Origin of the sequence: Marinobacter sp. MIT932201, assembly GCF_047123295.1 — a bacterium.
GTDB classification, from domain to species: domain Bacteria; phylum Pseudomonadota; class Gammaproteobacteria; order Pseudomonadales; family Oleiphilaceae; genus Marinobacter; species Marinobacter salsuginis.
In genome coordinates this window covers 65,303-90,172 of the sequence record NZ_CP138917.1, presented here as the reverse complement: position 1 = coordinate 90,172, position 24,870 = coordinate 65,303, and the positions used below count along the sequence as shown (strand labels likewise).

The following is a 24,870-nucleotide window of genomic DNA, read 5'->3' as shown; positions in this document are numbered from 1 at the left end:
GGGAGGATGATTGAAGAGACTGATTCAAGGCTGGATCCCCACTGTGACCATTAACCGATCTGCGACAGTTTGAGCAGATGCTTGAGATCCTCCAGCATATCCTTGCCGGTATGTTCGGAGCCGTAATGCATCATCACATTACCGAAGGGATCGACCAGCAGGATGCGGGGCTCGGCGTCCGGGTTGATACCGGATGGCCAGTTGGGCTGGGCACCTGCGGCCGGCACAAGGCGTTCCATGGAGCTGTACTCGGAAGACCAACGCGCCTGAAGATCAGAAGGCACACTCCCCAGTGCCGCCGCCCTGGAGACACGATTGGCGTTCTTGCCAAGGGCAATATTCACCTGTCTGGCCAGATAGAGCAGTTCCTCGCACTGGCTGCCACACTGTCCGGCAGCCACGATCATCAGCCAGTCCGGGTCGGCTTTATCCGGACCGAAGCGCTCTGCCAGCGGAGTGCCGGACGCGGTTTCAAGGTTGAGCGTCGATACCGGCGCCACGGGCTGGAGCAGAACGCCGTTGTTGGTATGGCCGGCAGGGTTCAGCCAGCCGGTGTAAAACATGATGGTTGCGACAATCATCGGCCCAAAACCCAATGCAAACAGCAGGAACGCTGTGCGGCGGCCGCGACGGGCCTGCTCCGGGGTTGGCCCTTCGTTCTGTTCCTGGTTGGATATCCGGTTAGCCATTGTCATTGTCATTATTGGCTCCTGTCTTTCGATAACTCGCGCTTTCTATAGCTCGCCACTACCGTCAATATAGTCAGCGCCACGGCCAGCGCAAACCATTGCGTGGCATATCCGTAATGGGTTTGCGGCCCCATCAGGTCCGGTTCCCAATCCGCGCGGTAAGCGCCCGGTTGGCCCTCCCCGGAAAGCCGCACAATCCTGTCGGGAAGTTCCGGGATCTCCAGCCGCGCAGCCTGCTCGGAGAGACTCTGCACTCGCCGGGGCCATTGATCCTCGGCCGCCGGCTGGTCCACCAGCACCGGAGGTACCGGGTAATCGCTGATCCGCCCTTCCAGGGTGAAAATGCCCTCGGGCGTTGCGATGTCCGGGAGCTCAGCCCGGGTTCGCGGCGCCTGTACCCAACCGCGATTGATGACCACCGGCGGCCCCTCAAGCGGTCGAAACTCTGTAAGCACCTCATACCCGGGAGCTCCTTCCCGGGTCCGGTTGTCCAGAAGCCAGTTTCGGCTTCCGTACATGCCGGTTAAGGACACTGGCCGGCCACTGGTCAGATCTCCGGACACCATGTCCTGCCATGCCAGGTTTTCTGCTTCCTGCTGCCACTGCTCCAGCAGGACCTGCTTTTCCTCGGCCCGGTTCAGCTGCCAGACACCCAGGCTGACCAGCAAAGGCAGAAATACGCCGCTGAACACCAGCAACCGCCAGTCAAAGTGCCATTGGCGGTGTGTGCGCTGCGAATCAGACATGCTCTGCTATAGTGACCTCAGCGAGTCCGGAACCTGTTCCGCCCCGTACATTCACAACACCAATAAAAACAGGAACTCTCATGCTCAAGGCCTTTATCGTTTTCCTGATGCTTGCTGTGGTGGTGAGCCTGTTCAGCGGCCTTTTCTTTCTGATCAAGGATGGCGGCAAGACCCATCGGGTGGTCAACTCCCTTGCCGTGCGGGTCGCGCTTAGCATACTGCTCCTGGCAGTGATTCTGATCGCTCTGTGGCAGGGCGCCCTGACATTAAATCCGACGCCCTGACCCGCAAACCTCAAATGATGTAGACGAAAACGAACAAGCCCAGCCAGACAACATCCACGAAGTGCCAGTACCAGGCCGCTGCCTCGAAGCCAAAATGCTTTTCGGCGGTGAAGTGCCCCTTGTTGATGCGAACAAGCATGATGATGAGCATCAACGAACCCAGCATTACATGCGCACCATGGAACCCGGTTAGCATAAAGAAGGTGCTGCCATATATGCCGGAGGCGAGGGTCAGGTCCAGATCCTGATAGGCGTGCATGTACTCATAGCCCTGTACGAACAGGAACACCAGTGCAAGAGCAATGGTAATTGCCAGCCAGAGCTTGGTTTTCGCCCGATTACCCACTTTCAGGGCATGGTGAGCCACCGTAATCGTGAATGACGAGGTGACCAGCAAAATGGTGTTCATCAGCGGCAAACCCCAGGCGCTGATCACTTCCTTGGGGCCGGGGTAAGCTTCCGGATTGGGGTTGTTGATCAGCGGCCAATTGGCGGAAAACCCCTCCCACAACATGTTGGTACTGCCTTTGTCACCCTCGCCGCCGAGCCAGGGCACGACAAACACGCGAACGTAGAAGAGGGCGCCGAAAAACGCCGCGAAAAACATCACCTCCGAGAAGATGAACCAACTCATCCCCCAGCGGAACGAGCGGTCCATCTGTTCGCTATACAGCCCAGCGCGGCTTTCTTTAATGACGTTCCCGAACCAGCCAAACAGCATATAAGCCATGATCAGGGCGCCGATCAGGAACATGATCCAGGCGCCGGTCGTGCTCTCGCCCTGCTTGCCGTTGACCATGATGGCGGCGACCCCGTAGAGGGTCACCCCGAGGCCAACGGTCGCGATGATGGGCCACTTGCTTTGTTCCGGAACGTAATAGGTCTGGTTTTCCGCCATGACAGTCTCCGATGGCTTATCCGTTATCGTTTGTTGTTGTGTCTTTCCGGGAAGTTTGCGTTACCGCCGGCTGCTTGCCCTGGTCATACAGCGTGTATGAAAGCGTAAGCTTGGTGATGTGTTCGGGCAGGTCCTTGTCGACGATGAAAATGAGCGGCATTTCGGTGCTTTCACCCGCTTCAAGCGGTTGCTGGTTGAAGCAGAAGCATTCGGTCTTGTGGAAGTACAACGTGCCTTCCGACGGGGCAAGGCTCGGAACCGCCTGCCCGACCATGGCCTCGGTTGTCGGGTTTTCGGCGTAGAAGTTCACGGTCGTCGGCTCCCCGGGATGTACCTCCACGGAACGCACAACCGGTCGAAACTTCCAGGTCATTCCCGGACCATTGGAGGCCAGAAACTGGACTTTCACCGTGCGGGTCATGTCCGCTTCGGCCACCTCGGTGGACTCGTACCGGCCACCGGTCTTGCCGTTGATCCCGGTAATCTCGCAGAACACGTCGTAGAGCGGCACCATGGCAAAGCCGAAGGCAAACATGCCAACCACCCCGGCCAGGCACCAACCGACAACCCGGTTGGTGCTACGGGAAGAGCCTGCATTATTTGCCTGCTGGTTCGACATGGCACCGGCCTCCGGTTACTTCACTTCCGGTGGTGTCGAGAAGGTGTGGTAAGGCGCCGGCGAAGGCACGGTCCACTCCAAACCTTCAGCACCATCCCATGGCTTGGCCGCAGCCTCTTTGCCACCCTTGATGCACTTGACCACAATCAGCAGGAACAACAGCTGAGTCGCGCCGAACATGAACGCGCCAACACTGGAAACCATATTGAAGTCCGCAAACTGAAGGGCATAGTCCGGAATCCGTCGCGGCATGCCGGCCAGGCCCAGGAAGTGCATCGGGAAGAACGCCAGGTTCATACCGATAAACGAGAGCCAGAAATGGGTCTTGGCCAGGGTTTCGTCATACATATGGCCGGTCCATTTGGGCAGCCAGAAGTAGGCGGAAGCGAAGATCCCGAAGATGGCGCCCGGCACCAGCACATAGTGGAAGTGGGCAACCACGAAGTAGGTATCGTGGTACTGGAAGTCAGCCGGCGCAATGGCCAGCATCAGGCCAGAGAAACCACCGATGGTGAACAGGATCACGAACGCCACCGCAAACAGCATTGGCGCTTCGAAGGTGAGGGAACCCCGGAACATGGTGGCCACCCAGTTGAACACCTTCACCCCGGTGGGTACCGCAATCAGCATGGTGGCGTACATGAAGAACAGCTGGCCAACGATGGGAATGCCCACGGTGAACATATGGTGCGCCCAGACCACGAAGGAAAGCAGGGCGATGGCACCCACCGCATAGACCATGGAGGCATAGCCAAACAGCGGTTTGCGCGAGAACGCCGGAATAATATGGGACACCGCCCCGAATGCCGGCAGGATCATGATGTACACCTCGGGATGCCCGAAGAACCAGAACACATGCTGGAACAGCACCGGATCACCACCGCCAGAGGCGTCAAAGAAGCTGGTGCCGAAGTTGATGTCCATCAGCATCATGGTGACCACCCCGGCCAGTACCGGCATCACCGCAATCAGCAGGAACGCCGTGATCAGCCAGGTCCAGACGAACAGGGGCATCTTCATCAGGGTCATGCCCGGTGCCCGCAGGTTCAGGATGGTGGCGATCACGTTGATGGCGCCCATGATCGAGGAGATACCCATGATGTGGACGGCGAAGATGAAGAAGGTGGTACTCGGCGGCCCGTAGGTCGTCGACAGGGGCGCGTAAAAGGTCCAGCCGAAGTTCGGCGCGCCACCTTCCATGAACAGCGTGGAGACCAGGATCAGGAAGGCACAGGGCAGCAGCCAGAAGCTCCAGTTGTTCATCCGTGGCAGCGCCATGTCGGGTGCCCCGATCATCAGAGGCAACATCCAGTTGGCCAGGCCGACAAAGGCCGGCATGACCGCACCGAAGACCATGATCAGGCCATGCATGGTGGTCATCTGGTTGAAGAACTCGGGCTGCACAATCTGCAGGCCGGGCTGGAACAGCTCTGCCCGAATGACCATGGCCATGGTTCCGCCCAGAAGGAACATGGCGAAACTGAATATCAGGTACATGGTCCCGATATCCTTGTGGTTCGTGGTCAGCAGCCAGCGGCTGATGCCTTTGGCCGGGCCGTGATGATGATCCTGGGCGTGGGTATCTGCAACCGCACTCATGAAAACCCCCGTTACCGCCATTTATTGTGGCTGGTGATATCTGTTATCTGGCGTTGATTACTGCTGGTTCTTGTAATCAAAAATTTCTTTCGGAGTGACCATTTCACCGGTGTTGTTACCCCAGGCATTGCGCTCGTAGGTAATCACCGCGGCGAGGTCCACTTCACTGAGTTGGCCACCGAAGGCCTGCATGGCCGTTCCGGAGACACCGTTAACCACAATGTCGATGTGGGCGGCCATGTCTTCCAACACTACCTGGCTGCCTTTAAGCGCCGGGAAGGCCGGGGGTGCACCGCTGCCATCTGCCTGGTGACAGGCGGCGCAGGCGGTCTGGTAGGCTTTCTCGCCGCGCTCCATCAACTCGGCCATGGTCCAGTCTTTCTGGGTCAACTGGCGTTCACGCTCCGCGGCCTCTTTCTTCTCGGCGACCCAGGCGTTGTATTCCTCCTCGGGAACCGCCTCGACAACCACCGGCATGAAGCCATGATCCTTGCCGCAGAGTTCGGTGCACTGACCGCGATAGATACCGGGCTCGTCCACACGGGTCCAGGTCTCGTTGATAAAGCCGGGAATGGCATCCTTCTTGACGCCGAAATCCGGCACCCACCAGGAGTGGATGACATCGTTGGCCGTCAGCAAGAAGCGGACCTTCTTGCCCACCGGAATCACCAGCGGGTTATCCACCTCCAGCAGGTAATTCTCGCCTTTGGCCTGGCGGTTCTCGATCTGTTCCCGTGGCGTGGAAAGGTTGGAGAAGTAGCCAAAATCCTCATTGATGTATTCGTATTGCCACTTCCACTGGTAGCCGGTGACCTTGATGTCCACCTCCGATTCGGTGGTGTCATACATATCGACCAGGGTTGCCGTGGCAGGAATCGCCATAACAACCAGAATGACAAAAGGTATGATGGTCCAGAGAATCTCTACCAGGGTGTTCTCGTGAAAGTTCGCCGGTTTGGCGCCCTGGGATTTTCGGTGGGCAAATATAGACCAGAACATGACTCCGAAGACCACGACGCCAATGACGACGCAGATCCAGAGTATGGTCATGTGAAGGCTGAAAATTTCATTACTGGTGCCGGTCACCCCCGGGGTCATGTTCAGTGTCCAGTCCGCCATGGACCAGGCGGGGAACATCAGACCGCCTAAAAGGGCACCTGCCCGCTGAGCGTGCACGCGCATACTGTGTCTCCACAGAGTGTTATTCTTGTCGGATTTTGCGTTATCCCACCGGTCTCTCTGGCGCTCGCATACACCGGAAAAACCAGAGTGGAAGCCTGCTTACGGATACCTCAGATTCGAGTATAGACACAGATCAAAAAAAGACTAAAAAATCGGCTAAATCCAAAAAAGCTAACCACGGAATTTTAAGAATCAAAAAGAATATGACTTTTCACCTCCCGGCAACCGACCGACGCCTTTGGGCTCTGGCATGGCCTCTGATGCTCACCAACCTCACCGTTCCTCTACTGGGGCTGGTGGATACTGCCGTGCTCGGACATCTGGAAAGTCCCGAATACCTGGGCGCCGTGGCCGTTGGTGCCAATCTGTTCAGTATCCTGTACTGGACCTTTGGCTTCATGCGGATGGGCACGACCGGCCTGGCGGCCCAGGCATGGGGCAAGCGCGACAGCTTCAGCCAGGTGGCATTACTGCTGCGCTCGGTGCTGCTGGCAACGGGTATTGGCGTGCTGCTGATTCTGTGTCACCAGCCACTGATCCAGACCGGGCTGACCTTGATGAATCCCAGTCAGGGCGTTACCGAGCTGGCAGCCGAGTATGCAGCTATCCGGATCTGGAGCGCGCCGGCCGTTCTGTGCCAGTACACGCTGGTTGGCTGGCTGATCGGCACCCAGTTTCCCCGGGGCCCCATGATCATGCTGATTGCCGCCAATGGCCTGAACATCGTGCTGGATATCCTCTTTGTTACCGTGCTTGGCTGGAACAGCAGAGGCGTGGCCATCGCCACGGTGATTGCCGAGTACGGTGCCGCCACGATCGGATTCCTGATCGTGCTGAGCCGGATGCCCGAGGGGCAGACACTCACCCGGGCTCTGTTTGGCAAGCTGGAGGATTACCTGAAGATCCTCCGGGTGAACCGCTACATCATGGTTCGTACCATCGCCCTGCTTTTGGTGCTGGCGTTCTTTACCGCCCAGGGCGCGCGACAGGGAGACACCATCCTCGCGGCAAATGCAGTTCTGATCACTTTTCTGTTGCTGATTTCCAACGCCCTGGACGGTTTTGCCAATGCCGCCGAGGCGCTGATTGGTGAAGCCATTGGCAAAGGCAGCCGGCGCCGGTTCCGGGTGGTCTTCCGCAGTGCCCTGAGATGGTCACTCTGGGGCGCCCTGCTACTGACCATTGTTTTTGTCGCCGGAGGGCACTGGCTGATCTCGCTGCTTACCGGTATCGAAGAGGTCAGGGCCACCGCCTGGCGCTTCCTGCCCTGGCTCTGGCTGCTACCGTTTGCCGCAGTCTGGAGTTTTCTTCTGGACGGCGTGTTTATCGGGGCAACCCGGACCCGGGACATGCAGAACACCATGCTGTTTTCCGCCCTCGCCGTTTTCGCGCCGGTCTGGTGGCTGACCACAGGCTGGGGCAATCACGGGCTCTGGTTCGCACTGATCTCCCTGATGATTGCACGGGCCGTGAGTATGGGGTGGCTCTGCTGGTCCCACACGCGTCATGGCCGGTGGTTCCAGAGCCAGTGACCCGGATTCAATCTGTAACATTACGGCTCACTATTTACACCATGGCATAAAAGCAGTTGGAAAAATCTCGGCTACACTTGTCTGAACAGGCAGGCAAGATGTGGTAGCCAGCCCTCCTCTCCTGCCCGGGAACTCGTTGCTATCAGTTGCTAACAACGGGAGGCGCCTTGCGACCTCAATTCGTTCAGACATCGGCTTCTCCTGAAATGACACCACAGGTAGTCCTAGAGATTATTGACCAGGCGCGACGCAAGGAAGCCCGCTCCGGAACCTTCCTCCGGCAGCTTCATGAAAAGGTTGCTGTGTTGCCGTCTGCCGTTACCATCGAGGGTTACCAGCCTGCCACCTGCCTGTTCCAGTTTGTGGTCGAATACATTGAAATGGCGCCGAGGCTGATTGAGTGCGTCGAAGCCTGCGCCCGTGAGGCGGGGAAAGCCGATCTGTTTGAGCCATTCGTGAACGCCGCCATCCGCTATTTCACCCAGCCGTCGGCGCTTCTGGTGCGCTATGACGGCCTTGATGGCCTGCTGATTCGCGCCTACCTGTGCCACAGGCTGATGGAAGAAATGTACGAAAATAACCGGTGTACCCGGGCCAGTGAAATCGTGGATATAGAAGCCACTCGTGCTAACCTTCTGGCTCATCAGCTGATCGGCGAGCCCTTTGCCAATGAGTTGGACGACTCCATCACCGTAACCGTGTTGCAGATAGCAGGCACGCCGGACTATTACGAACTGAACCTCGACCCGTTTGTCGAGCAGGTGAACAACGCCGCCTGGGACTGGATGCGGCATTACTGGGAAAATCTGCTGGTAAGGAACCACATTCGATTTTCCCTCGGTTCCGGTCTGGCCTGACAGGTTCAGAGGATTAATGAGAGTATCAGCGATTGCAGTACTGGCGGGCCTTTTGATGTCTGCCATGGCAGTGACAGCCAACGCCTACGAGTTGTCTGTAACCGTTACCCTGGATGGCAGCACCGAGCCCGTGGCCAATGCCGTGGTTTCCGTGGACAGCGGCCGTCAGGGCACCCCGGTTTCTGCCGAAATCTATCAGAAGGATCGTGCCTTCCATCCTCATGTGCTGGTGGTTCCCGTTGGCTCCAGCGTGGATTTCCCGAATCGCGACAATACCCAGCACCACGTTTACTCCTTCTCGCCGGCAAAAACCTTCAACATTGAACTCTACGCCGACCGCCCGGCGGCTCCGATCGTGTTCGATAAACCAGGCATCGTTGAGCTGGGCTGCAACATTCACGATCACATGCAAGGGTTTGTGGTGGTTACTGATACCGCCGCGACCGGCCAGACGGATGCCTCCGGCCAGGTCACCCTGTCCATCGAGTCGCAGGGTACCGAAGGCAGCCCTGAGAAGGTGACACTGGAGATCTGGCACCCACGACTGCCGGACAACACCCGCCCGGTCACCCGTGAAATCGAGGCTGGCGATGAGTCAGCAATCGTAACGCTCAACCTCGAACCTGAGCCTGCCGCAGAAGGTTCGCTGGACCGACTCCAGCAGCGCTTTCGGGAGCTTTGATGGGTTTGGCGTCTCGTCTCGGATTCCGCGGCCGACTGATTGCCGCCATGATTTCACTGGTGGCCCTGGTCAGTCTGGTGATCGTGGCCCTGCTGATGGTGTACCTGTTCGAGGATGAAAAAAGCCGGGCCCTGGAGCAACTGGCCATCGGTGAGCGGCTGACCAACGAAGTCATTGACCGGCGCACCGAACTGGAACTGTCCCGGCTCAGCGTCGTGGTTCAGGATTTCGGCTTTCGCTCCGCCATTGCCAGCCGCGACCCGGCCACCATCGACAGCGCTCTTGAGAACCACAGCCGAAGGGTAGGTGCCGACTTCGCGCTCCTGCTGGACAGTCAGGGGCAGCCCCTGGCCTCGACCTTACAGCGCCCGTTCCCTGAAATCACATCCGAACAGCTAGCCAATACTCGGCGCAACGGGTTTACCCGGTCATTGCGCGCTATCGACGGCATGGGCTTTGAGGTTCTTATAACCCCGATTGAGGCACCAGGCCTTCGGGCCTGGCTGGTCACCGGTTTTGCCCTGGACCAATCCCTCGCGGAAGTGATCGCCCGTCTCAGTGGGACCTCGGTGATTTTCCGGGCGCGATCCGATCAAACAGAGGGCCTGAGCAGCTTTGCCGCGACCACCCGCATCGACGACAATCTAGAACAAGAGCTCAAAGGGGCACCTGGCAACGCCAGGTTCATCGAAAGTGCTGGCTATTTCACCCGCATCATCAACCTTGGCGACTCGGAACCTGCAGCCATCCAGGCCGTGCTGCTGATCAGTCGCGATGCAACGCTCCAGAATTATTACCGGCGGGCCGTGGAAATCGCCCTGTTGGTGAGCGCCATCCTTGTTTTTGCCATCCTGCTTGCCCTGGTTATTGCCCGGAATCTGGGTCGTCCGGTGTTGCAACTGGCAAGCTACGCGCGGGCCATCGGTGAGGGCAATACGCCCCAGGCACCAGCCATCCGGGCCGGCGGCGAACTGACCCAGCTCCGGAACGCCCTGAGGGACATGCTGTCCGGTCTTCGGGAACGGGAAGCCCAGATCCGGTATGCGGCGACCCATGATGATGTCACCGGGCTTAAAAACCGAAACGCCCTGATGCAAGACGCCGCCAGGCTTTTTGAGCAGGGTGAACGGGGCACGCTGGTAGGTATACGGCTGAACGACCTCTCCGACATAAACGATACCCTGGGCCTCGAATTCGGCGACAAAGTCCTTATTGGCATCGCCAGGCGCCTGCAGGAAGAGCTTCCAGACGCGCGTATCGTCGCCCGTACCGGGGGCGGTGAGTTCCTGGCCCTAATTCCCCAACTGCCCCAGGAGCAAAGCAGTCACCGAATCCGACAACTGCACGAGCTGGTTGAATCCCCTCTGCAGGTGGACCAGACCCCCTTCTCCCTCAGGGTCACCATAGTCACCATGGAACTGCCGGAAGATGCCTCGGATACCGATGCCCTGCGTCGCAGGCTCAATCTTACCTTCGAGCAGGCCGAGGCCCACCCCGATGCCTTCACCCGCTACAAGCCCGGCCAGGATGAAAGCCATCTCCGGGAACTGAAGCTGATCACCGATCTGCACGCGGCAATCCTGAATAACGGGTTGCATATGAACTATCAGCCGAAACTCGACAGCCAGACCGGCGAGCTGGTTCAGGTAGAGGCCCTGGTGCGGTGGATTCACCCGGAGCTCGGATTCATATCCCCGGAGGAGTTCATCTTCCTCGCCGAGCAATCCGGGCAGATTCATGATCTGACAGCCCATATCCTTCAACGGGTGGCCAGCGATGCGCGGCAATGGCATAACCAGGGTGTTGACGCGGGTGTGGCCATCAACCTGTCCGCCATGGACCTGACCTGGCCTGCCCTGATCCAATACATCCGCGATACCTTCAAGGACTGGCACCACGATCTGGCGCGGATCACCCTGGAAGTCACCGAGAGCGCCCTGATGGAAGATCCGGAAGAGGCCATGGCGACCCTGAACCGGCTCCGTGAGCTGGGCGTGACCTTGTCGGTAGATGACTTCGGCACCGGCTATTCCTCGCTGTCCCAACTGCGCAAACTGCCTGTACAGGAGCTGAAAATCGACAAGTCCTTCGTCTTGAAACTCGATTCCGAGCCCCAGGACCAACTCATCGTGCGCTCCACCATCGATATGGCCCACGGCCTTGGGCTAAAGGTCGTCGCCGAGGGCATCGAGAATCTGGAGGCCTGGCGGCTATTGCAACACTGGGGCTGCAATCTGGGCCAGGGCTTCTACCTGAGCCGGCCGGTAGCCCCCGAGGATTTGCCAGAGACTGCCCGCTCCCTGGCCGCCCGAGAACGGGAACTGACCCACCGCAACCCGGAGTATTCAGAATGACAGCCAGACCCTTCATAACTGTGACCCTGGCGCTTCTGGTAGCCCAGACCGCCGTGGCCGACATCGGCAGCCGGATCTGGGCGACCGGAGGTGTCACTACCATTGAAGGCACTGCCGGTGGTGGCCTGGTCCCCTGGGCCCTTCTGGGAAGTTACGCCAGCGATGAAGAGTGGGGCGGCACGCTGGCGCTCAGCCGGGCCGAAGTGGACGATTACTCGCTCTCGGTCACCGGCGCGGGACTGAACTGGAACAACCGTCTGGAAATCACCGTGGCACGGCAGACCCTGGATCTGGACAGCCTGGTGTTTACCCTCAAAGACGGCTTCGGACTTGAACAGGACGAACTGAATCAGGACATTTTCGGTGCCAAGGTTCGGCTCGCCGGTGATGTCCTTTACACTCCCTGGGGCCAATGGTCTGCCGGCATTCAGTATAAACGCCAACGGGATTTCACCGTTCCTTCGGCCATCGGCGCCCGGGATGACAGTGGCACCGATGTGTTTGTCAGCGGCAGCAAGCTGTTCTTCGCGGCGGTGATGGAGAGGAACCTGTTGGTTAATCTGACCGCCCGGGCAACCAGGGCCAACCAGGGCGGCCTTCTGGGTTTTGGCGGTGACCGGAATAACAGCCACGAACTGATGATGGAGGGCAGCGTAGGACTGTTCCTGAACCGTCAGTGGCTGGTGGGTGCGGAGTACCGGCAAAAGCCGGACAATCTGGGCTTTGCCACCGAGGATGACTGGTGGGACCTGTTCGTGGCCTGGGTGCCGGACCGGCGCCTGGCGGTCACCGGGGCCCTGGTCAACCTTGGTGACGTCGCCACACTGGAGGACCAGCAAGGTCTGTATCTCTCGCTGCAGGGGAGCTTTTGATCATGAAAAACCTGAACCCCAAGCGCTTGATTGCCCCCCTGTTGCTGGGGATAGCAATGGTTCTGGTTGGCTGCCAGAGTATGAGCGGCCAAGCTGATGCCTCCCTGTATCAGCAACTCGGTGAACGAGAAGGCATTGCCGACGTGGTGGAAGACCTGCTGTACCTGATCGTCGAGGACGACCGCATCAACCAGCAGTTCAAGGGCATGGATGTCGCCCAGTTCCACCACAACCTGACGGATCAGCTGTGCGAGCTCAGTGGCGGGCCCTGCAGCTATACCGGTCGGGAGATGCGGGAGCTGCATTCCGACATGGCCATCACCGACACCCAGTTCAATGCCCTGGCGGAAAACCTGATACTGGCCATGGAACAGAACGACATACCCACCGGCGCCCAGAACCGGCTGATCAAACGGCTGCTGCCGCTGTACCCTGACATTCGCAATCTATAGAACGGAGAACCCTACCTTGCTCGAAAACGCTGATCTGGGAAAACTGATTATCCGCCTGACACTGGGCGGGCTGATGCTGTTCCATGGCATAGCGAAGCTGCTGAACGGCGTCGGCTTCATTGAGGGCGAACTGGCCAGCCATGGCCTGCCGACCTTCCTGGCCTACGGTGTGTACGTGGGCGAAATCATTGCGCCCCTGATGGTCATTCTTGGCTATCAGACCCGGATCGGTGCGTTGCTGATTATTTTCAACATGCTGTTTGCCATCATCCTGGTCCATGGCAACGAACTCCTAAGCCTTGGGCGCAGCGGCGGATGGGCGCTGGAACTACAGGGTTTCTTCCTGTTCACGGCGGTGGCAGTGATCTTCCTTGGGCCGGGGCGGTACAAGCTGAAGAACTGAGTATCCTAGGGACGTCAGGTGCCGGGCACAGTCGCGGCCCTGAAGTCCCGGGCTACCATGACCCGGTTACGGCCGGACTCCTTGGCTGCGTACAGCGCCTCATCGGCCTGACGGATCAGCTCCTGGGGCTCCGTGTCCGGATCTGGTACCAGGCAGGCAACGCCCACGCTGATGGTAAGGTTGACCGGAGCTACCCGTTCGCGTGAGTGCACTGGCAAACGGGCCACCGCCTGACGCACTCGCTCGGCAACCCGAACCGCTCCCTCTTCCGGGGTGGCCGGTAGCAGAATGCTGAATTCCTCACCGCCGTAGCGGGCCAGCAGATCCCCGGATCGCTGGACCTCGGCGGCACACAGGGCGGCCACCTCCGTCAGGCAATCGTCGCCGACCAGGTGGCCCAGCTCATCGTTTACCCGCTTGAAGTGATCAATGTCCAGCAGGAGCAGGCTCAACGGATGACCGTGCCGCTGGGCCCGCTTCCACTCATCCTGCAGTTTTTCATCAAACCGTCGCCGGTTGGCCACATGGGTCAGCCCATCGGTGAGGCTGATTGCTTTGAGCTGCTCGTTGGCCCGTTCCAGTTCGTCGGTACGCTGCTGAACCCGCAGTTCAAGAGTCAGGTTTGCCTGTTGCTGGATTGCCAGCGCCTGTTCCTGAGCTTCGTGGCGTTTGCGACGCTCCAGATTGATGCGGTAAGCAAGGGCAAAGGACAGCAGGACCACCTCCAGCGCCACGCCGATTTGCGGCATGAACTCGGTAAGGAAACTGCGCGGCATCATACCGAGCTTGCTGACTGCCAGAATCAGGTGGCCAATCAACAACGGCGTCCAGGCCAGCACATAAAAGCCGCCAAGAACCTGGCCCTTGCGCCAGACAAGAAAACCGATAAGCCAGGCCGCTGGCGTGACCACAGCCGCAAGACCGCTAACCAGTACGATACCAGTCTGATAACTGCCGAAAAGGCCGAAAACCAAGCAGGCAAAAATCGCTGTCAGAACCCATTGCAGGAACCGGTAGCTTTTCAGGCTGTAATGCCGAATGTTCAGGAAGCGTATGGCGAAAATAATGGCGGCGAAGAGGGCAGCACAGATAACCGGAATGGTGAAATACTGATTGATACCCGGGGCATTAGGCCAGAGCCACTGGAACAGGAGACCATTGAAGTTGAGCTGAACCAGCCCCGTGAATACAACGGTCAGCACATACCAGAGGTAGGTGGAGTGGCGTACGATGACGAACAGAAAGAGGTTATAGAGCGCCATCGCAATGATAATGCCCAGGAACACCGTCTGCCAGCCGTAGGAAAACTGCTCATTGGCGAGGAATTCGGCCGAGGGCGTAACCTCAAGCGGAATCTGGACAGACCCAAGCGTCTTTACCCGAACAAAAGCCGTGACCGGCTCAGTGTTTGACGGTACCAGGAAGACAAAGTTGCGATGGTGGATCGGGCGGCTGCCGAACGGCAAGGTGTCGCCGGTGTGGTGGGTCTGGATCAGCTCGCCATTGAGCACCCAGTGCACTGACACTTCATCCAGCAACGGGTAGCCGATCTCCATTACCCGGTTTGCCGGCTCGGGAGGAATCTCGACTCTCAGCCAGAAACTGCCATCACTGAAACCACGATTGAACACCTCGCTGGAACCGGATCTCTGCCATTCGCCGGGCGGCAGGGCGCGAACGTCTTCCAGTGCCAATTCATCAGCGGGCGCTTCCAGCCAGTCGAATGCAACGGGAGCGGCCTGAACAGGCACGCTGGCCAGACATGCCAGCGCGAAAATAATCAGAAGGACGCAGTATAACTGCCGCACCATAGCTGTTTCCGGTTTCCGGGCCCGTCCTGGTGATCTACACTTTCAGGCCCTGACTGAGTCGTACGCATCCCTGCAATTTTTTCCAGTTTAGACGGTTGCGAATGCTACGTCCTCCGTAACGACAGGGCCAGCATAGCCCGAATCCATTGAGGCCAATAATGACCGAGCGCAAGAACGAAATACGTCCGGGGAAATACCGACACTACAAGGGCAAGGATTATGAAGTCCTTGGCGTTGCCCGGCACAGTGAAACCGAAGAGCAGATGGTGGTGTATCGCTGCCTGTACGGTGACTACAGCCTCTGGGTGCGCCCGCTGACCATGTTCCGCGAAACCGTGGAAGTAGCCGGCGAGCAGGTACCCCGCTTTGCCCGCCTCGACGAAGCCTGACGGTTACACAACCGCTTTGACTACCGCGATCATTTCCTGCACATTACCGCGCTTTTCATGATGCCGGCCCCCACAAGGGGCCGGGAAAACCATTAATTCCTACCCGGAGTTTTGCCATGAATGCCGTTGTAGCTGCGGTTGCCATCATGCTCGTCCTGAGTTTGTGCCGCATTCACGTTGTTGTTGCCCTGATCATCGGCGCCGTATCCGGCGGCCTGATTGCCGGAATGTCCCTGGAAGCCACCATCGAAGCCTTCAATAATGGCCTGGGCGGCGGTGCCACCGTGGCTCTGTCCTACGCGACTCTCGGTGCCTTTGCCGTTGCCATCGGCAAATCCGGCCTGGCCCACGCCCTGGCCGACAAGGCCCTGGCCCTGGTTGGTCGCCAGGAAGAAGGCGCCGCCGTGAATGGCATGCGCTTTCTGATCATCGGCCTGCTGCTGGCCATTGCCATCTCGTCCCAGAACATCCTGCCGATTCACATCGCCTTCATCCCGCTGGTGGTTCCGCCACTGCTGTACGTGATGGCCAAACTGAACATGGACCGCCGCCTGGTCGCCTGCGTGCTGGCCTTCGGCCTGATCACCCCCTACATGTTCCTGCCCGTGGGCTTCGGTGGTATCTACCTGAATGAAATCCTGATCGCCAAGATCAACGCCAACGGCGTCGACGCCTCCGGCCTGAGCGTCATGAAAGCCATGGCGCTGCCGGCACTGGGCATGTTGTGCGGCTTGCTGATCGCGGTCTTTTTCAGCTACCGCAGTGGTCGCACATACAACCTGGAAACCATCACCAAGGCCGAGCGGGTAGACACCAGCTATAGCCCGCGCACCCTGGTTATGGCCCTGTTGGCAATCGTTACCGCTTTCGTGGTGCAGCTCTGGCTGGGCTCCATGATCCTGGGCGCCCTGGCCGGTTTCGTGCTCTTCAACCTGTCCGGTGTGGTGCGCTGGAAAGAAGCCGATGACCTGTTCACCGAAGGTATGAAGATGCTGGCCATGATCGGCTTCATCATGATCGCCGCCTCCGGCTTTGCCGAAGTGATGCGGGAAACCGGAGAAATCGCCAGCCTGGTGGACAGCTCCGTGGGCGTGATCGGCGAGAACAAGGCCATGGCCGCACTGCTGATGCTGGTGGTAGGTCTGCTGATTACCATGGGTATCGGCTCGTCCTTCTCCACCATCCCCATCATCGCGGCCTTATACGTGCCCCTGGCCCTGCAACTCGGCTTCAGCCCCCTGGCCATCGTGGCGCTGGTCGGCACCGCCGGCGCCCTGGGAGATGCCGGCTCCCCGGCCTCCGACTCCACCCTCGGCCCCACCGCCGGCCTGAACGCCGACGGCCAGCACAACCACATCTGGGATACCGTGGTGCCGACGTTCCTGCACTACAACCTGCCATTGCTTGGCTTTGGGTGGTTGGCGGCTATGGTTCTTTGAGTTCGGAGGTGGCTTTGTAGCCTTCAGTTTGAGGGGAGTTGCGAGGGGGCCGGATTATTTTTCCCTTGGAAATGGCAACTCGCTGCGCTCAGACATCAATTTCCGGCGGGAAAAATAATCCGGCCCCCTCACATAAGAACTCACGGATATCGCTGAAAAGACCTTGTCCTAAAGAAATATCTCTTGAGTCAGGTAGAGAGGGTGTGGGTGTGCTTTTCTGGCGGGGAAAAGATGTCTGAGCGAAGCGAGTTGCTTTTCCCCAGAAGAAAAGCATTCCCATGGCCTCTCCGCCCGCAAACCTGCAGGCTAGGAAGAACAGCTTACTCGTCGTCGGCCGAAGACTTGAAGAACACGACCTGCTTGACCGTGTGATCGTCCTCGTTCTTGCGCTTGTTCACCCGCGTTTCGAGTTCCGGATTGGCCGGTTGCTCGGAGTCCGACATAGCATCGGTGAAGCCACAGGCGACGCATTCGCGAATCTGCTCATCGTCGTCGGTGGTGTACATCATGATCTTGTCCATCTCCGCGCAGCGGGGACAGACGGCGCCGGCGATAAAGCGTTTTGGACTCGCCATAGTAGAACTCCCGATAAAACATCCGGCAGCCATTACGACTGCCGGCTCAGATTGGGTCAGGCAGCTTCGTCCGTGATGCCGGTTTGTTTCAGCAGCGCATCCACCTGCGGTTCTCGACCCCGGAAGGCCTTGAACAGTTCCATGGGCTCCTGTGAGCCGCCTTTCTCCAGGATATTGTGAAGGAAGGCCTTGCCGGTTTCAGGGTCGAAGATGCCTTTCTCCTCGAACAGGGAGAAGGCGTCCGCCGCCAGAACTTCTGCCCACTTGTAGCTGTAGTAGCCTGCGGCATAGCCACCGGCAAAAATATGGGAGAAGGCGTTCGGGAAGCGATTGAATTCCGGTGCTTCCACCACGGCGATCTCGCTGCGTACCTTTCGGTGCATATCCAGCGGATTGGTGGGCGCCTCTTCGGTGAATTCCGCGTGCAGGCGGAAATCAAACAGGGAGAATTCAAGCTGGCGCACCATGGCCATGCCTGACTGGAAGTTCTTGGCCGCCAGCAGTTTCTGCAGCAGATCCTCCGGCAGCGGCTCGCCGGTTTCGTGGTGCGAGGCGATCAGGGCCAGGGATTCCGGGTTCCAGCACCAGTTTTCCAGGAACTGGCTGGGCAATTCGACAGCGTCCCAGGCCACGCCGTTGATGCCGGAGACATCCAGCACATCCACCTGGGTCAGCATGTGGTGCAGGCCATGGCCGAATTCGTGGAACAGGGTGGTAACCTCGTCGTGGGTCAGCAGCGACGGCTTTCCATTCACCGGCGGGGTGAAGTTACAGGTCAGGAAGGCTACCGGCAGCTGGAGCTGGCCACGAAGGTTGCGCCAGCGCACCCGGCAATCGGCCATCCAGGCTCCGCCACGCTTGCCCTGGCGGGCATAGAGGTCGAGATAGAACCAGGCCAGTGGCTCGCCGTTGCGGCTGATGCAGTAGGCAGTCGCGTCCTCGTGCCAGGTTTCTACTTCCGGTTTCGCTTCGATCTGTACGTCGAAGAGCTTCTCTGCCACCCGGAATAGGCCGGGCACCACTTTGTTCACCGGGAACCAGGGGCGCAGGGTTTCCGGGGAGATGTCATAGCGCTTCTGGCGGAGCTTTTCGCTGTAGTAGCCGATGTCCCACGCCTGCAGGTCTTCCACGCCGTACTCGTCCTTGGCAAACGCTTTGAGCTCGGCAAACTCTTTCTCGGCTTGGGGCTTGGACTTGGCCGCCAGCTGGTTCAGGAAGCCCAGCACTTCGTCGCTGCTGCGGGCCATCTTGGTGGCCAGGGAGCGCTCGGCGTAGTTGTCGAAGCCGAGCAATTTGGCCTGGGCGTGGCGGCGCTTGAGGATTTCCGCCATTACCGGGGTGTTGTCCCACTGGCCGGCATCCGGGCCCTGGTCAGAGGCACGGGTTACAAAGGCCTCGTAGACTTCCCGACGCAGCTCCCGGTTGTCGCAATAGGTCATCACGGGGTAAAAGCTGGGGAAATCCAGTGTGATCACATAGCCATCCAGCTCTTTCTGGCGGGCGGTCTGCCTGGCGCTTTCAATGGCAGTCTCGGGAACGCCAGCCAGTTCATCCACGTCAGTGATCTGCTTGTACCAGTGCTGGGTGGCGTCCAGCACGTTGTCGCTGAACTTGTTGGACAGCTCGGACAGCTCCCGGGACAAGTCGGCGTATTGCTTTTTCTTGTCTTCCGGAAGGTCGACACCGCCGAGGTGGAAATCCCGCAGGGTGTTTTCAACGGCCTTACGCTGGGCTTCGTTCAAATCCTTGAAATCGTCCCGTTCGGCAAGCCTCTTCCAGGCGTTGCAGAGTGCCGCGTTCTGACTCACCTCGGTGCTGTACTCGGTAAGCTTTTCGAGGCAGTTCTTGTATACCTTGCGCAGCTCGTCGTTGTTCATCACACCGTTCAGGTGGGAAATCACCGACCAGGCATTGCTCAGTTTGTCGTCCAGCGCCTGCATGGGCTGTGCCAGGGTCTCCCAGGTGGGATCGTCCTGCTCGGCAAGCTGGCTGATTTTCATCCGGTTTTCACTGAGAATCTGGTCGATTGCCGTTTCCATGTGCTCGGTGCGAACATGGTCGAACTTCGGCAACAGGTCGTCAGTCAGTAACGGGTTATTCATAGGTCCCCTTCTCAGCTAGTCGAAACTTGGGTAGTTTGGTTTATCAAATCTGCGGGGCAGGCACTTGTGGGAGAGATTCTTCCAAAACTCGCTCCTGGCGGCACATCCATGTGGCGCTTGACTGTCGCCATCCATGGCGACAGACAGTTTTGGAAGAACCTCTCCCACAAGTGCCCCGGGCCTCCGGGTTAACGCTTGTAAAAACAATCTTGCAGGTAATATGTAATGACGAATATACGTTCACACAAGGGTATCACGCCACATTTTGGGGAACGGGCATGGGTAGATCCAAGTGCCGTGGTGATTGGCGATGTGGAAACCGGCGATGATGTTTCCATCTGGCCGATGACCGTGGTGCGTGGCGACATGCACAAGATCCGCATAGGGCACCGGTGCAGCATCCAGGATGGGTCGGTTCTGCATATTACCCACGCCAGTGACTACAATCCCGGTGGTTATCCGCTCACCCTGGGCGACGATGTGACGGTGGGTCACAAGGCGCTGCTGCATGGCTGCACCATTGGCAGTCGTGTTCTGGTCGGCATGGGCTGCATCATTATGGATGGTGCCGTGGTGGAGGACGAGGTGATTGTTGCAGCGGGCTGTCTGGTGCCGCCGGGCAAGACCCTGGAATCCGGGCACCTTTATGTGGGATCACCCTGCAAGAAAGCCCGCGCACTGACCGAGAAGGAGCGGGGGTTCTTCAAATACACCGCCGCCAACTACGTCCGCCTGAAGGATGAATACCTTAACGATCAGTAAGCCAGTGGTCTGAACTCAGGGCTGTAGCCGTATGTTTCGGGGTATTCCCGCATCCCGGAGACCCTTGTGGACACGTCGGACGAACCCTTTGATAGAGCTTTGCTGTACCTGCGCGCGGCAGGCCACGATACCGGTCCGGAAACCCGGGCACGGTTGCAGAGCATGCTGCAGGCTCGAGGGGCTGGACGCCGGGCTCTGAGTACCAAGCAAATGCTGGAGCTGATGCCTCAGTGGTTCGCCTTGCCCGGGCGTAGACAGGGTCATCATCTCCCACCCATTACCCGGGCCAGTATCGGGTACCCCCGTGAGTAGTTCCGATTCCTGGCGCCCCGTTGCCCTGCGGCGGCGCTTGCTGCTTGCCTTCCTTGTGGCCGCTCAGACGCTTTTCGGCATGTTGCTGTTTTCCCAAACTGTGCCGGAGCAGGCCGGTTCCTTATCAATCGCGGCCTTGCTGACGGTGTTCGGGGTTCTGTTTGCCTGGATTGGGGTGGGTTTCTGGACGGCGGTTTTCGGGTTCGTCGCCCTGCGCTTCGGCGGGGACGGCTGGAGCCTTTCCAGGCGTGTAGAGCCCGAAGGGTGCAGGGAGTTATTGTCGGCCCCAACCGCCGTTGTGATGCCCATCTGCCATGAACCGGTGCAACATACTCTCGGTGGCTTGAAAGCGATCATCCAGGACCTTGGGCAAAAGGGACAAGCCCGCGCCGTGGATTTCTACGTGCTATCGGACAGTCGGGACCCGGACATCTGGCTCGAGGAACAGGCAACCTGCGAGCAAATTCGTCGGGAGCTTGGCCCCCATCAACATTTGTTCTACCGGCGTCGCAACGTCAACCTGAAATACAAGAGCGGCAATATTGCCGATTTCCTGCGTCGATGGGGCCGCCGCTACCGCTACATGGTGGTTCTGGACGCCGACAGCCTGCTCAGTGCCGATTGCATTACCCGGCTTATTCAACTGATGGAGGCCCGGCCTGAGGCCGGGATTATCCAGACCGCACCCCGCCTGGCCAGAGCAGAAACCCGGTTTGCCCGTCTGCAACAATTTGCCAACCGATGTTATGGCAGACTCTACAGCGCCGGGCTGGCCGCGATCCAACTCGGTGAGGCCACCTACTGGGGCCACAATGCGATCATCAGGGTAGCCCCGTTCATGGCCCACTGCGGTCTGCGAAAGCTTCAGGGCCCGGGCCTGTTCCGGGGGCCGGTACTCAGCCATGATTTTATCGAGGCTGCGCTCCTCGGCCGGGCAGGCTACGAAGTGTGACTGGAACCTGCCATCGCCGGCAGTTTTGAGGAATCACCACCAACCCTGGAAGACGACCTGGTCCGGGACCGGCGCTGGTGTCGTGGCAATCTCCAGCACCTCTGGCTGCTGGCAACCATGGGCAAACTACGGCTGGCCCACCGGATGGCCCTAGTAACCGGCATTCTCTCTTACCTGGCGTCGCCACTCTGGCTGGTTTTCCTGGGCCTGTCCGGATTTGTGGCGTTGGCCGGACCGTCAGCGACGCCGGCACTGCCGGGGGTGATGGCCACAACGGAGGCGGACTCAAGCGCAGGGGCACTGCTGGTCGCCGTGACCGCACTGCTACTCTTTGGGCCACGACTTCTGGCCGTAGGGGACCAGTGGCTGGCTGGAAGAACCGTCAGATTCGGTGGTCTGTTCAGGCTCTGTGCCAATACCTTCCTCGAAACACTCGCGGCCCTGGCACTGGCGCCCATCAGGATGCTGGTTCACACGCTCCATGTGGTTCAGGCTGTACTGAATCTCAACGTGGGCTGGCAGGGGCAAAACAGGTCCGGCGGACTCAGTCCGGGGCTCAGTCTCCGGCACTATGGCCTGCTCCTCGCCTCGGCGGCAGCAGGCCTGACCCTCATTTACTGGCATGCGCCAACGCTGACGCCCTGGGCCCTGCCGGTCATGGCACCGGTGTTGCTGGCACCGGCCCTGGCCTGCTGGCTTGGTCGAACCCCAGGCTTGGGCACGTGGCTGCAAGTGCCAGAGGATGAGCAAACCACCCGAGTGATTGAGCTGGCCGAGACCACCGGCCCACTTAGCCATGATCCGGGTCGTTTGAGCTGGTTTGAACAGGTGGTTGTGTCGCCTGTCTTTACCGGGATTTCAGACTATGACGCACTGCCAGCCACCGGTAAAAAGGCACGGGCGCTGGCGCGCCTGGTTGATCGCTGCGCCATTGAAGGCAAACAGGCCCTGAGTCACCGGGAACTCAGTCTGATCTGCAACCATCCTGAAGCCCTGAAAGCGCTGCATTGCCGAGCCTGGCGTGCCTTGCACGAATCACCCTGGCGGGAGGTGCTGGTCCGCATGGCCCAGTCTCTTGAGCGAAGGCCTCCGGCACCGGTGTCCTTGCCCCGCCAGCCAGCAGACCTGACATGGGCAGAGGCAGCTTCGTGATACTTGTATGGCTGCTGCTTCTGAACGGATTATTCCTGTTGCCTTCCATGGCTTTGCCCGGCAACACGCCCTGGTTTTCTCTGGAGGCCCTGATCGTCTGGGCCCTCATTTGCGGACTCAGGAAGCCAGAGCAAAAGTATCGCGTCGGCCAGGCCCTGGCGTTCCTGTATGGGCTGCTCGTGTTTCTGGTGCTCGCAGACGCCCTGGTGCGGGAAAGTCTGGGCCGAGGTCTTAACCTCTATCTGGAGTTGGGTCTGCTGGACGCGGCCTGGAACCTCCTGGATACCAACCTGGGTGCCGGTCTGGCGGTGCTGGCCCTCATCATTCTGGCAGTCTTACTTACCGGGGTGGGTCGCCTGTTTCGGTACGGACTGGAAGGGCTGGCCCAGCATTCTCCGGCTCGCCTTGGCAAACCGCTCTGGCTGGTATCCGGTCTGTTCCTGGCCGGGACCGTAACCCCGTGGATTGGCAGCCCGGCGCTGGCCTTCGTTGCCAATCAGGCTTCCCTGATCACTCATACGCACCAGACCACCCGGAACTTTGCCAAAGAGCTGAACGCCGGGCCCGGTCGACAGAGCCAACCCTCACCACTGGCGAAGCTGGCGCAAACGGATGTGATTCTGGGGTTCATTGAGTCCTATGGCGTCTCGACTGTTACGGACGAACGCTACCGCTCCCTGGTCGGCCCGGGACTCGAAGCGATGGGCCAGTCGCTCGACGCTGCCGGGCTCACGGTCGCCACAGGCCGACTGCAGTCGCCAATCCAGGGTGGCCAGTCCTGGCTCGGCCACCTTTCCGTTCTCAGTGGCCAGTGGATTCACAACCAGCTCGCCTACGAAACCCTGCTCAGCAGCGGCTACGCCACCCTGATCGATGATTTCCGAAGTACCGGACACACAACCCTGGCCGTGATGCCGGCGATCACCCGGGCCTGGCCCGAGGGACGACTGTTTCGCTATGACCGGATCTACGATCACGACGACCTGGATTACCAGGGGCCACCGTTCAACTGGGTCACCATGCCCGATCAATATACCTGGCACCGGTTCCAGGCAATTCGCGACAGCCATAAGGGTCCTTTGTTCGCTGAACTTGCCCTGATCAGCAGCCACGCGCCCTGGGTTCCAATCCTGCCGGTGCTTGATGACTGGCAAAGCATTGGCAACGGAGAGGTGTTCCAGCGCTGGAAAGGCGCTGGCGAGGCACCGGTTTCGCTATGGCGCGACCCGGACCGGGTCCGCAAGCATTACGGACAGGCCATTGTCTATGCCCTGGAGGTTGCCGGAGGCTTTGCCGCCCACTATCTGAGCCAGAACGCGCTGATGATCATCCTGGGTGACCATCAGCCAGCTCCCCTGATCACGGGTGAGGACGCCAGCCGCGATGTCATTGTTCATGTCGTCAGTGCAGACCCGAAACTGGTGGAACCGTTTTTGTCCGGTGAATTGCCGGGATTTCGACCCGGTATCCGGCCCGATCCGGAAACACCCGGAGCCACAATGAGCCGTTTCCGACCCTTTCTGCACCGCCATTTCGGTCAACCCTGAACCCGATTTGACCCTGATCAAAATTCCATCAACCTCACCCTTGAAAACATCCGCTATGCACCTACATTCGGAAATAGCAGAGGTTCACGGATAACCATCCGGCTGGCGCCACCGGCATGGAGCAGTTCCGCGATCGAAGCTGATGCTCAACTATTCAGATTCGTTTCGTTTAAAAAAGGAGGGCTGCCTTATGAGCAATCTTACCCGCTGGAATCCGGTCAATGAGTTCGAAGACCTGATGAACCGCTATAACCGCATGTTCGGCCTGACCCGCTCAGGCGGCGAGCGCGAAGGCAAGGACCTGTTCAGCCGCAGCGACTGGGCTCCGGCCGTGGACATCAAGGAGACTCCGGAAGCCTTCACCATTGAGGCCGAGCTGCCGGGCATGTCCAAGGAAGACGTGAAGGTAACAGTGCACGAGGGCGTTCTGAGCATCCAGGGTGAGCGCAAGAGTGAAGATGAAACCAAGGACAAGAAGCATCACCGGATTGAGCGTTTCTACGGTAGCTTCCTGCGTCGCTTCACGCTGCCGGAGAACGTTGATGAAAACAGCGTGAAGGCGAACTTCAAGGACGGTATGCTGACCCTGACGCTCCAGAAGGCCGAGCCCAAAGAGCCCAAGGCCATTGAGGTCGACGTGCAGTAAACGCCGGAAATCTC

The 24,870-nt window shown here is 59.2% G+C and carries 26 protein-coding genes; 16 read left to right on the top strand and 10 right to left on the bottom strand.

Features of this window, described 5'->3' with window-relative positions:
* Window positions 1-50 precede the first annotated feature (50 nt).
* Both SIC15_RS00385 and SIC15_RS00380 read right to left on the bottom strand, forming a co-directional pair.
* A complete protein-coding gene (locus SIC15_RS00385) occupies window positions 51-689 on the bottom strand; it encodes a hypothetical protein (RefSeq protein WP_069182828.1) in 639 nt (212 codons plus the stop codon).
* Between the two features lie 11 nt (window positions 690-700).
* Complete coding sequence (locus tag SIC15_RS00380; protein ID WP_291905028.1) at window positions 701-1,435, bottom strand: SURF1 family protein; 735 nt, start codon at window positions 1,433-1,435, stop codon at window positions 701-703.
* A gap of 80 nt (window positions 1,436-1,515) precedes the next feature.
* On the opposite strand from SIC15_RS00380, the gene SIC15_RS00375 reads away from it, so the two are divergent.
* A complete protein-coding gene (locus SIC15_RS00375; RefSeq protein ID WP_069182470.1) occupies window positions 1,516-1,719 on the top strand; it encodes a twin transmembrane helix small protein in 204 nt (67 codons plus the stop codon).
* Between the two features lie 10 nt (window positions 1,720-1,729).
* On the opposite strand, the gene SIC15_RS00370 is transcribed toward SIC15_RS00375, so the two are convergent.
* Genes SIC15_RS00370 through coxB form a run of 4 tightly spaced genes read right to left on the bottom strand, consistent with a single transcriptional unit; the run spans window position 1,730 to window position 6,017 of the window.
* A complete protein-coding gene (locus SIC15_RS00370; protein WP_069182469.1) occupies window positions 1,730-2,617 on the bottom strand; it encodes a cytochrome c oxidase subunit 3 in 888 nt (295 codons plus the stop codon).
* Window positions 2,618-2,633: 16 nt separating this feature from the next.
* Complete coding sequence (locus SIC15_RS00365; RefSeq protein WP_153634174.1) at window positions 2,634-3,236, bottom strand: cytochrome c oxidase assembly protein; 603 nt, start codon at window positions 3,234-3,236, stop codon at window positions 2,634-2,636.
* 15 nt (window positions 3,237-3,251) lie between these two features.
* Window positions 3,252-4,835 (bottom strand): cytochrome c oxidase subunit I, encoded by a 1,584-nt coding sequence (gene ctaD, locus SIC15_RS00360; protein ID WP_069182467.1) that lies wholly within the window; start codon window positions 4,833-4,835, stop codon window positions 3,252-3,254.
* Window positions 4,836-4,892: 57 nt separating this feature from the next.
* Window positions 4,893-6,017 (bottom strand): cytochrome c oxidase subunit II, encoded by a 1,125-nt coding sequence (gene coxB, locus SIC15_RS00355; RefSeq protein ID WP_153637109.1) that lies wholly within the window; start codon window positions 6,015-6,017, stop codon window positions 4,893-4,895.
* Between the two features lie 203 nt (window positions 6,018-6,220).
* Between coxB and SIC15_RS00350 the strand changes: the two genes are divergently transcribed.
* The 7 genes from SIC15_RS00350 (at window position 6,221) to SIC15_RS00320 (ending at window position 13,169) form a co-directional block, all read left to right on the top strand.
* Window positions 6,221-7,549 carry an MATE family efflux transporter gene (locus SIC15_RS00350; RefSeq protein ID WP_291905020.1) on the top strand — a complete coding sequence of 443 codons (1,329 nt, stop codon included), beginning with the start codon at window positions 6,221-6,223 and terminating at the stop codon, window positions 7,547-7,549.
* A gap of 206 nt (window positions 7,550-7,755) precedes the next feature.
* On the top strand, window positions 7,756-8,406 hold the full coding sequence (locus SIC15_RS00345) for a hypothetical protein (protein ID WP_291905804.1): 651 nt from the start codon (window positions 7,756-7,758) through the stop codon (window positions 8,404-8,406).
* A 16-nt stretch (window positions 8,407-8,422) separates the two neighbouring features.
* Complete coding sequence (locus SIC15_RS00340; RefSeq protein WP_291905018.1) at window positions 8,423-9,088, top strand: methylamine utilization protein; 666 nt, start codon at window positions 8,423-8,425, stop codon at window positions 9,086-9,088.
* Window positions 9,088-11,442, top strand: a complete 2,355-nt coding sequence (locus SIC15_RS00335) for a putative bifunctional diguanylate cyclase/phosphodiesterase (RefSeq protein WP_291905017.1) — start codon at window positions 9,088-9,090, stop codon at window positions 11,440-11,442. Before SIC15_RS00340 ends, SIC15_RS00335 begins: the two co-directional genes overlap by 1 nt.
* The gene (locus SIC15_RS00330; protein WP_412536824.1) at window positions 11,439-12,314 is read left to right on the top strand and encodes a DUF3034 family protein; all 876 of its coding nucleotides are present in this window, start codon (window positions 11,439-11,441) and stop codon (window positions 12,312-12,314) included. The genes SIC15_RS00335 and SIC15_RS00330 overlap by 4 nt, the downstream gene beginning before the upstream one ends.
* Window positions 12,315-12,316: 2 nt before the next feature.
* Window positions 12,317-12,766: a group I truncated hemoglobin gene (locus SIC15_RS00325; protein ID WP_136630978.1), complete on the top strand. Its 450-nt coding sequence runs from the start codon at window positions 12,317-12,319 to the stop codon at window positions 12,764-12,766.
* Window positions 12,767-12,782: 16 nt separating this feature from the next.
* A complete protein-coding gene (locus SIC15_RS00320) occupies window positions 12,783-13,169 on the top strand; it encodes a DoxX family protein (RefSeq protein WP_136630979.1) in 387 nt (128 codons plus the stop codon).
* 14 nt (window positions 13,170-13,183) lie between these two features.
* On the opposite strand, the gene SIC15_RS00315 is transcribed toward SIC15_RS00320, so the two are convergent.
* On the bottom strand, window positions 13,184-14,980 hold the full coding sequence (locus SIC15_RS00315; protein WP_412536823.1) for a diguanylate cyclase: 1,797 nt from the start codon (window positions 14,978-14,980) through the stop codon (window positions 13,184-13,186).
* 158 nt (window positions 14,981-15,138) lie between these two features.
* Here SIC15_RS00315 and SIC15_RS00310 point away from each other — a divergent pair, with 158 nt between their 5' ends.
* Window positions 15,139-15,369, top strand: coding sequence for a DUF1653 domain-containing protein (locus SIC15_RS00310; protein WP_069182458.1), 231 nt, complete (start codon window positions 15,139-15,141; stop codon window positions 15,367-15,369).
* 116 nt (window positions 15,370-15,485) lie between these two features.
* On the top strand, window positions 15,486-16,808 hold the full coding sequence (locus tag SIC15_RS00305) for a Na+/H+ antiporter family protein (protein ID WP_412536822.1): 1,323 nt from the start codon (window positions 15,486-15,488) through the stop codon (window positions 16,806-16,808).
* Between the two features lie 88 nt (window positions 16,809-16,896).
* On the opposite strand, the gene SIC15_RS00300 is transcribed toward SIC15_RS00305, so the two are convergent.
* From SIC15_RS00300 to prlC, 3 genes are read right to left on the bottom strand one after another with little or no spacing between them, the layout of a single operon-like run.
* A complete protein-coding gene (locus SIC15_RS00300) occupies window positions 16,897-17,088 on the bottom strand; it encodes a hypothetical protein (protein WP_136630981.1) in 192 nt (63 codons plus the stop codon).
* 40 nt (window positions 17,089-17,128) lie between these two features.
* Complete coding sequence (locus SIC15_RS00295) at window positions 17,129-17,383, bottom strand: YheV family putative zinc ribbon protein (protein WP_136630982.1); 255 nt, start codon at window positions 17,381-17,383, stop codon at window positions 17,129-17,131.
* Window positions 17,384-17,439: 56 nt separating this feature from the next.
* Window positions 17,440-19,485, bottom strand: a complete 2,046-nt coding sequence (prlC, locus tag SIC15_RS00290; protein WP_412536821.1) for an oligopeptidase A — start codon at window positions 19,483-19,485, stop codon at window positions 17,440-17,442.
* A gap of 225 nt (window positions 19,486-19,710) precedes the next feature.
* Between prlC and SIC15_RS00285 the strand changes: the two genes are divergently transcribed.
* From SIC15_RS00285 to SIC15_RS00260, 6 genes are all read left to right on the top strand, one after another.
* Entirely contained in the window at window positions 19,711-20,247 is a 537-nt protein-coding gene (locus SIC15_RS00285; protein ID WP_209399356.1) for a gamma carbonic anhydrase family protein, read from the top strand.
* A 66-nt stretch (window positions 20,248-20,313) separates the two neighbouring features.
* Complete coding sequence (locus SIC15_RS00280) at window positions 20,314-20,559, top strand: hypothetical protein (RefSeq protein WP_305965400.1); 246 nt, start codon at window positions 20,314-20,316, stop codon at window positions 20,557-20,559.
* On the top strand, window positions 20,552-21,511 hold the full coding sequence (gene mdoH / locus SIC15_RS00275) for a glucans biosynthesis glucosyltransferase MdoH (protein ID WP_412536820.1): 960 nt from the start codon (window positions 20,552-20,554) through the stop codon (window positions 21,509-21,511). The genes SIC15_RS00280 and mdoH overlap by 8 nt, the downstream gene beginning before the upstream one ends.
* A gap of 117 nt (window positions 21,512-21,628) precedes the next feature.
* Window positions 21,629-22,663 carry a hypothetical protein gene (locus SIC15_RS00270; RefSeq protein ID WP_412536819.1) on the top strand — a complete coding sequence of 345 codons (1,035 nt, stop codon included), beginning with the start codon at window positions 21,629-21,631 and terminating at the stop codon, window positions 22,661-22,663.
* Entirely contained in the window at window positions 22,642-24,210 is a 1,569-nt protein-coding gene (locus SIC15_RS00265; protein WP_412536818.1) for a sulfatase, read from the top strand. The genes SIC15_RS00270 and SIC15_RS00265 overlap by 22 nt, the downstream gene beginning before the upstream one ends.
* Window positions 24,211-24,400: 190 nt before the next feature.
* A complete protein-coding gene (locus SIC15_RS00260) occupies window positions 24,401-24,856 on the top strand; it encodes an Hsp20/alpha crystallin family protein (RefSeq protein WP_069182452.1) in 456 nt (151 codons plus the stop codon).
* Window positions 24,857-24,870 lie beyond the last annotated feature (14 nt).

Coding starts and splice junctions, on each gene's coding strand:
- SIC15_RS00335 (WP_291905017.1), top strand. CDS start 9,088: ATGGGTTTGGCGTCTCGTCTCGGATTCCGCGGCCGACTGATTGCCGCC.
- SIC15_RS00295 (WP_136630982.1), bottom strand. CDS start 17,383: ATGGCGAGTCCAAAACGCTTTATCGCCGGCGCCGTCTGTCCCCGCTGC.
- prlC (WP_412536821.1), bottom strand. CDS start 19,485: ATGAATAACCCGTTACTGACTGACGACCTGTTGCCGAAGTTCGACCAT.
- SIC15_RS00260 (WP_069182452.1), top strand. CDS start 24,401: ATGAGCAATCTTACCCGCTGGAATCCGGTCAATGAGTTCGAAGACCTG.
- SIC15_RS00375 (WP_069182470.1), top strand. CDS start 1,516: ATGCTCAAGGCCTTTATCGTTTTCCTGATGCTTGCTGTGGTGGTGAGC.
- SIC15_RS00365 (WP_153634174.1), bottom strand. CDS start 3,236: ATGTCGAACCAGCAGGCAAATAATGCAGGCTCTTCCCGTAGCACCAAC.
- SIC15_RS00325 (WP_136630978.1), top strand. CDS start 12,317: ATGAAAAACCTGAACCCCAAGCGCTTGATTGCCCCCCTGTTGCTGGGG.
- SIC15_RS00265 (WP_412536818.1), top strand. CDS start 22,642: ATGGGCAGAGGCAGCTTCGTGATACTTGTATGGCTGCTGCTTCTGAAC.
- SIC15_RS00350 (WP_291905020.1), top strand. CDS start 6,221: ATGACTTTTCACCTCCCGGCAACCGACCGACGCCTTTGGGCTCTGGCA.
- SIC15_RS00305 (WP_412536822.1), top strand. CDS start 15,486: ATGAATGCCGTTGTAGCTGCGGTTGCCATCATGCTCGTCCTGAGTTTG.
- ctaD (WP_069182467.1), bottom strand. CDS start 4,835: ATGAGTGCGGTTGCAGATACCCACGCCCAGGATCATCATCACGGCCCG.
- coxB (WP_153637109.1), bottom strand. CDS start 6,017: ATGCGCGTGCACGCTCAGCGGGCAGGTGCCCTTTTAGGCGGTCTGATG.
- SIC15_RS00285 (WP_209399356.1), top strand. CDS start 19,711: ATGACGAATATACGTTCACACAAGGGTATCACGCCACATTTTGGGGAA.
- SIC15_RS00380 (WP_291905028.1), bottom strand. CDS start 1,435: ATGTCTGATTCGCAGCGCACACACCGCCAATGGCACTTTGACTGGCGG.
- SIC15_RS00315 (WP_412536823.1), bottom strand. CDS start 14,980: ATGGTGCGGCAGTTATACTGCGTCCTTCTGATTATTTTCGCGCTGGCA.
- SIC15_RS00385 (WP_069182828.1), bottom strand. CDS start 689: ATGGCTAACCGGATATCCAACCAGGAACAGAACGAAGGGCCAACCCCG.
- SIC15_RS00345 (WP_291905804.1), top strand. CDS start 7,756: ATGACACCACAGGTAGTCCTAGAGATTATTGACCAGGCGCGACGCAAG.
- SIC15_RS00330 (WP_412536824.1), top strand. CDS start 11,439: ATGACAGCCAGACCCTTCATAACTGTGACCCTGGCGCTTCTGGTAGCC.
- SIC15_RS00270 (WP_412536819.1), top strand. CDS start 21,629: ATGGGCAAACTACGGCTGGCCCACCGGATGGCCCTAGTAACCGGCATT.
- SIC15_RS00340 (WP_291905018.1), top strand. CDS start 8,423: ATGAGAGTATCAGCGATTGCAGTACTGGCGGGCCTTTTGATGTCTGCC.
- SIC15_RS00370 (WP_069182469.1), bottom strand. CDS start 2,617: ATGGCGGAAAACCAGACCTATTACGTTCCGGAACAAAGCAAGTGGCCC.
- SIC15_RS00300 (WP_136630981.1), bottom strand. CDS start 17,088: ATGGGAATGCTTTTCTTCTGGGGAAAAGCAACTCGCTTCGCTCAGACA.
- SIC15_RS00310 (WP_069182458.1), top strand. CDS start 15,139: ATGACCGAGCGCAAGAACGAAATACGTCCGGGGAAATACCGACACTAC.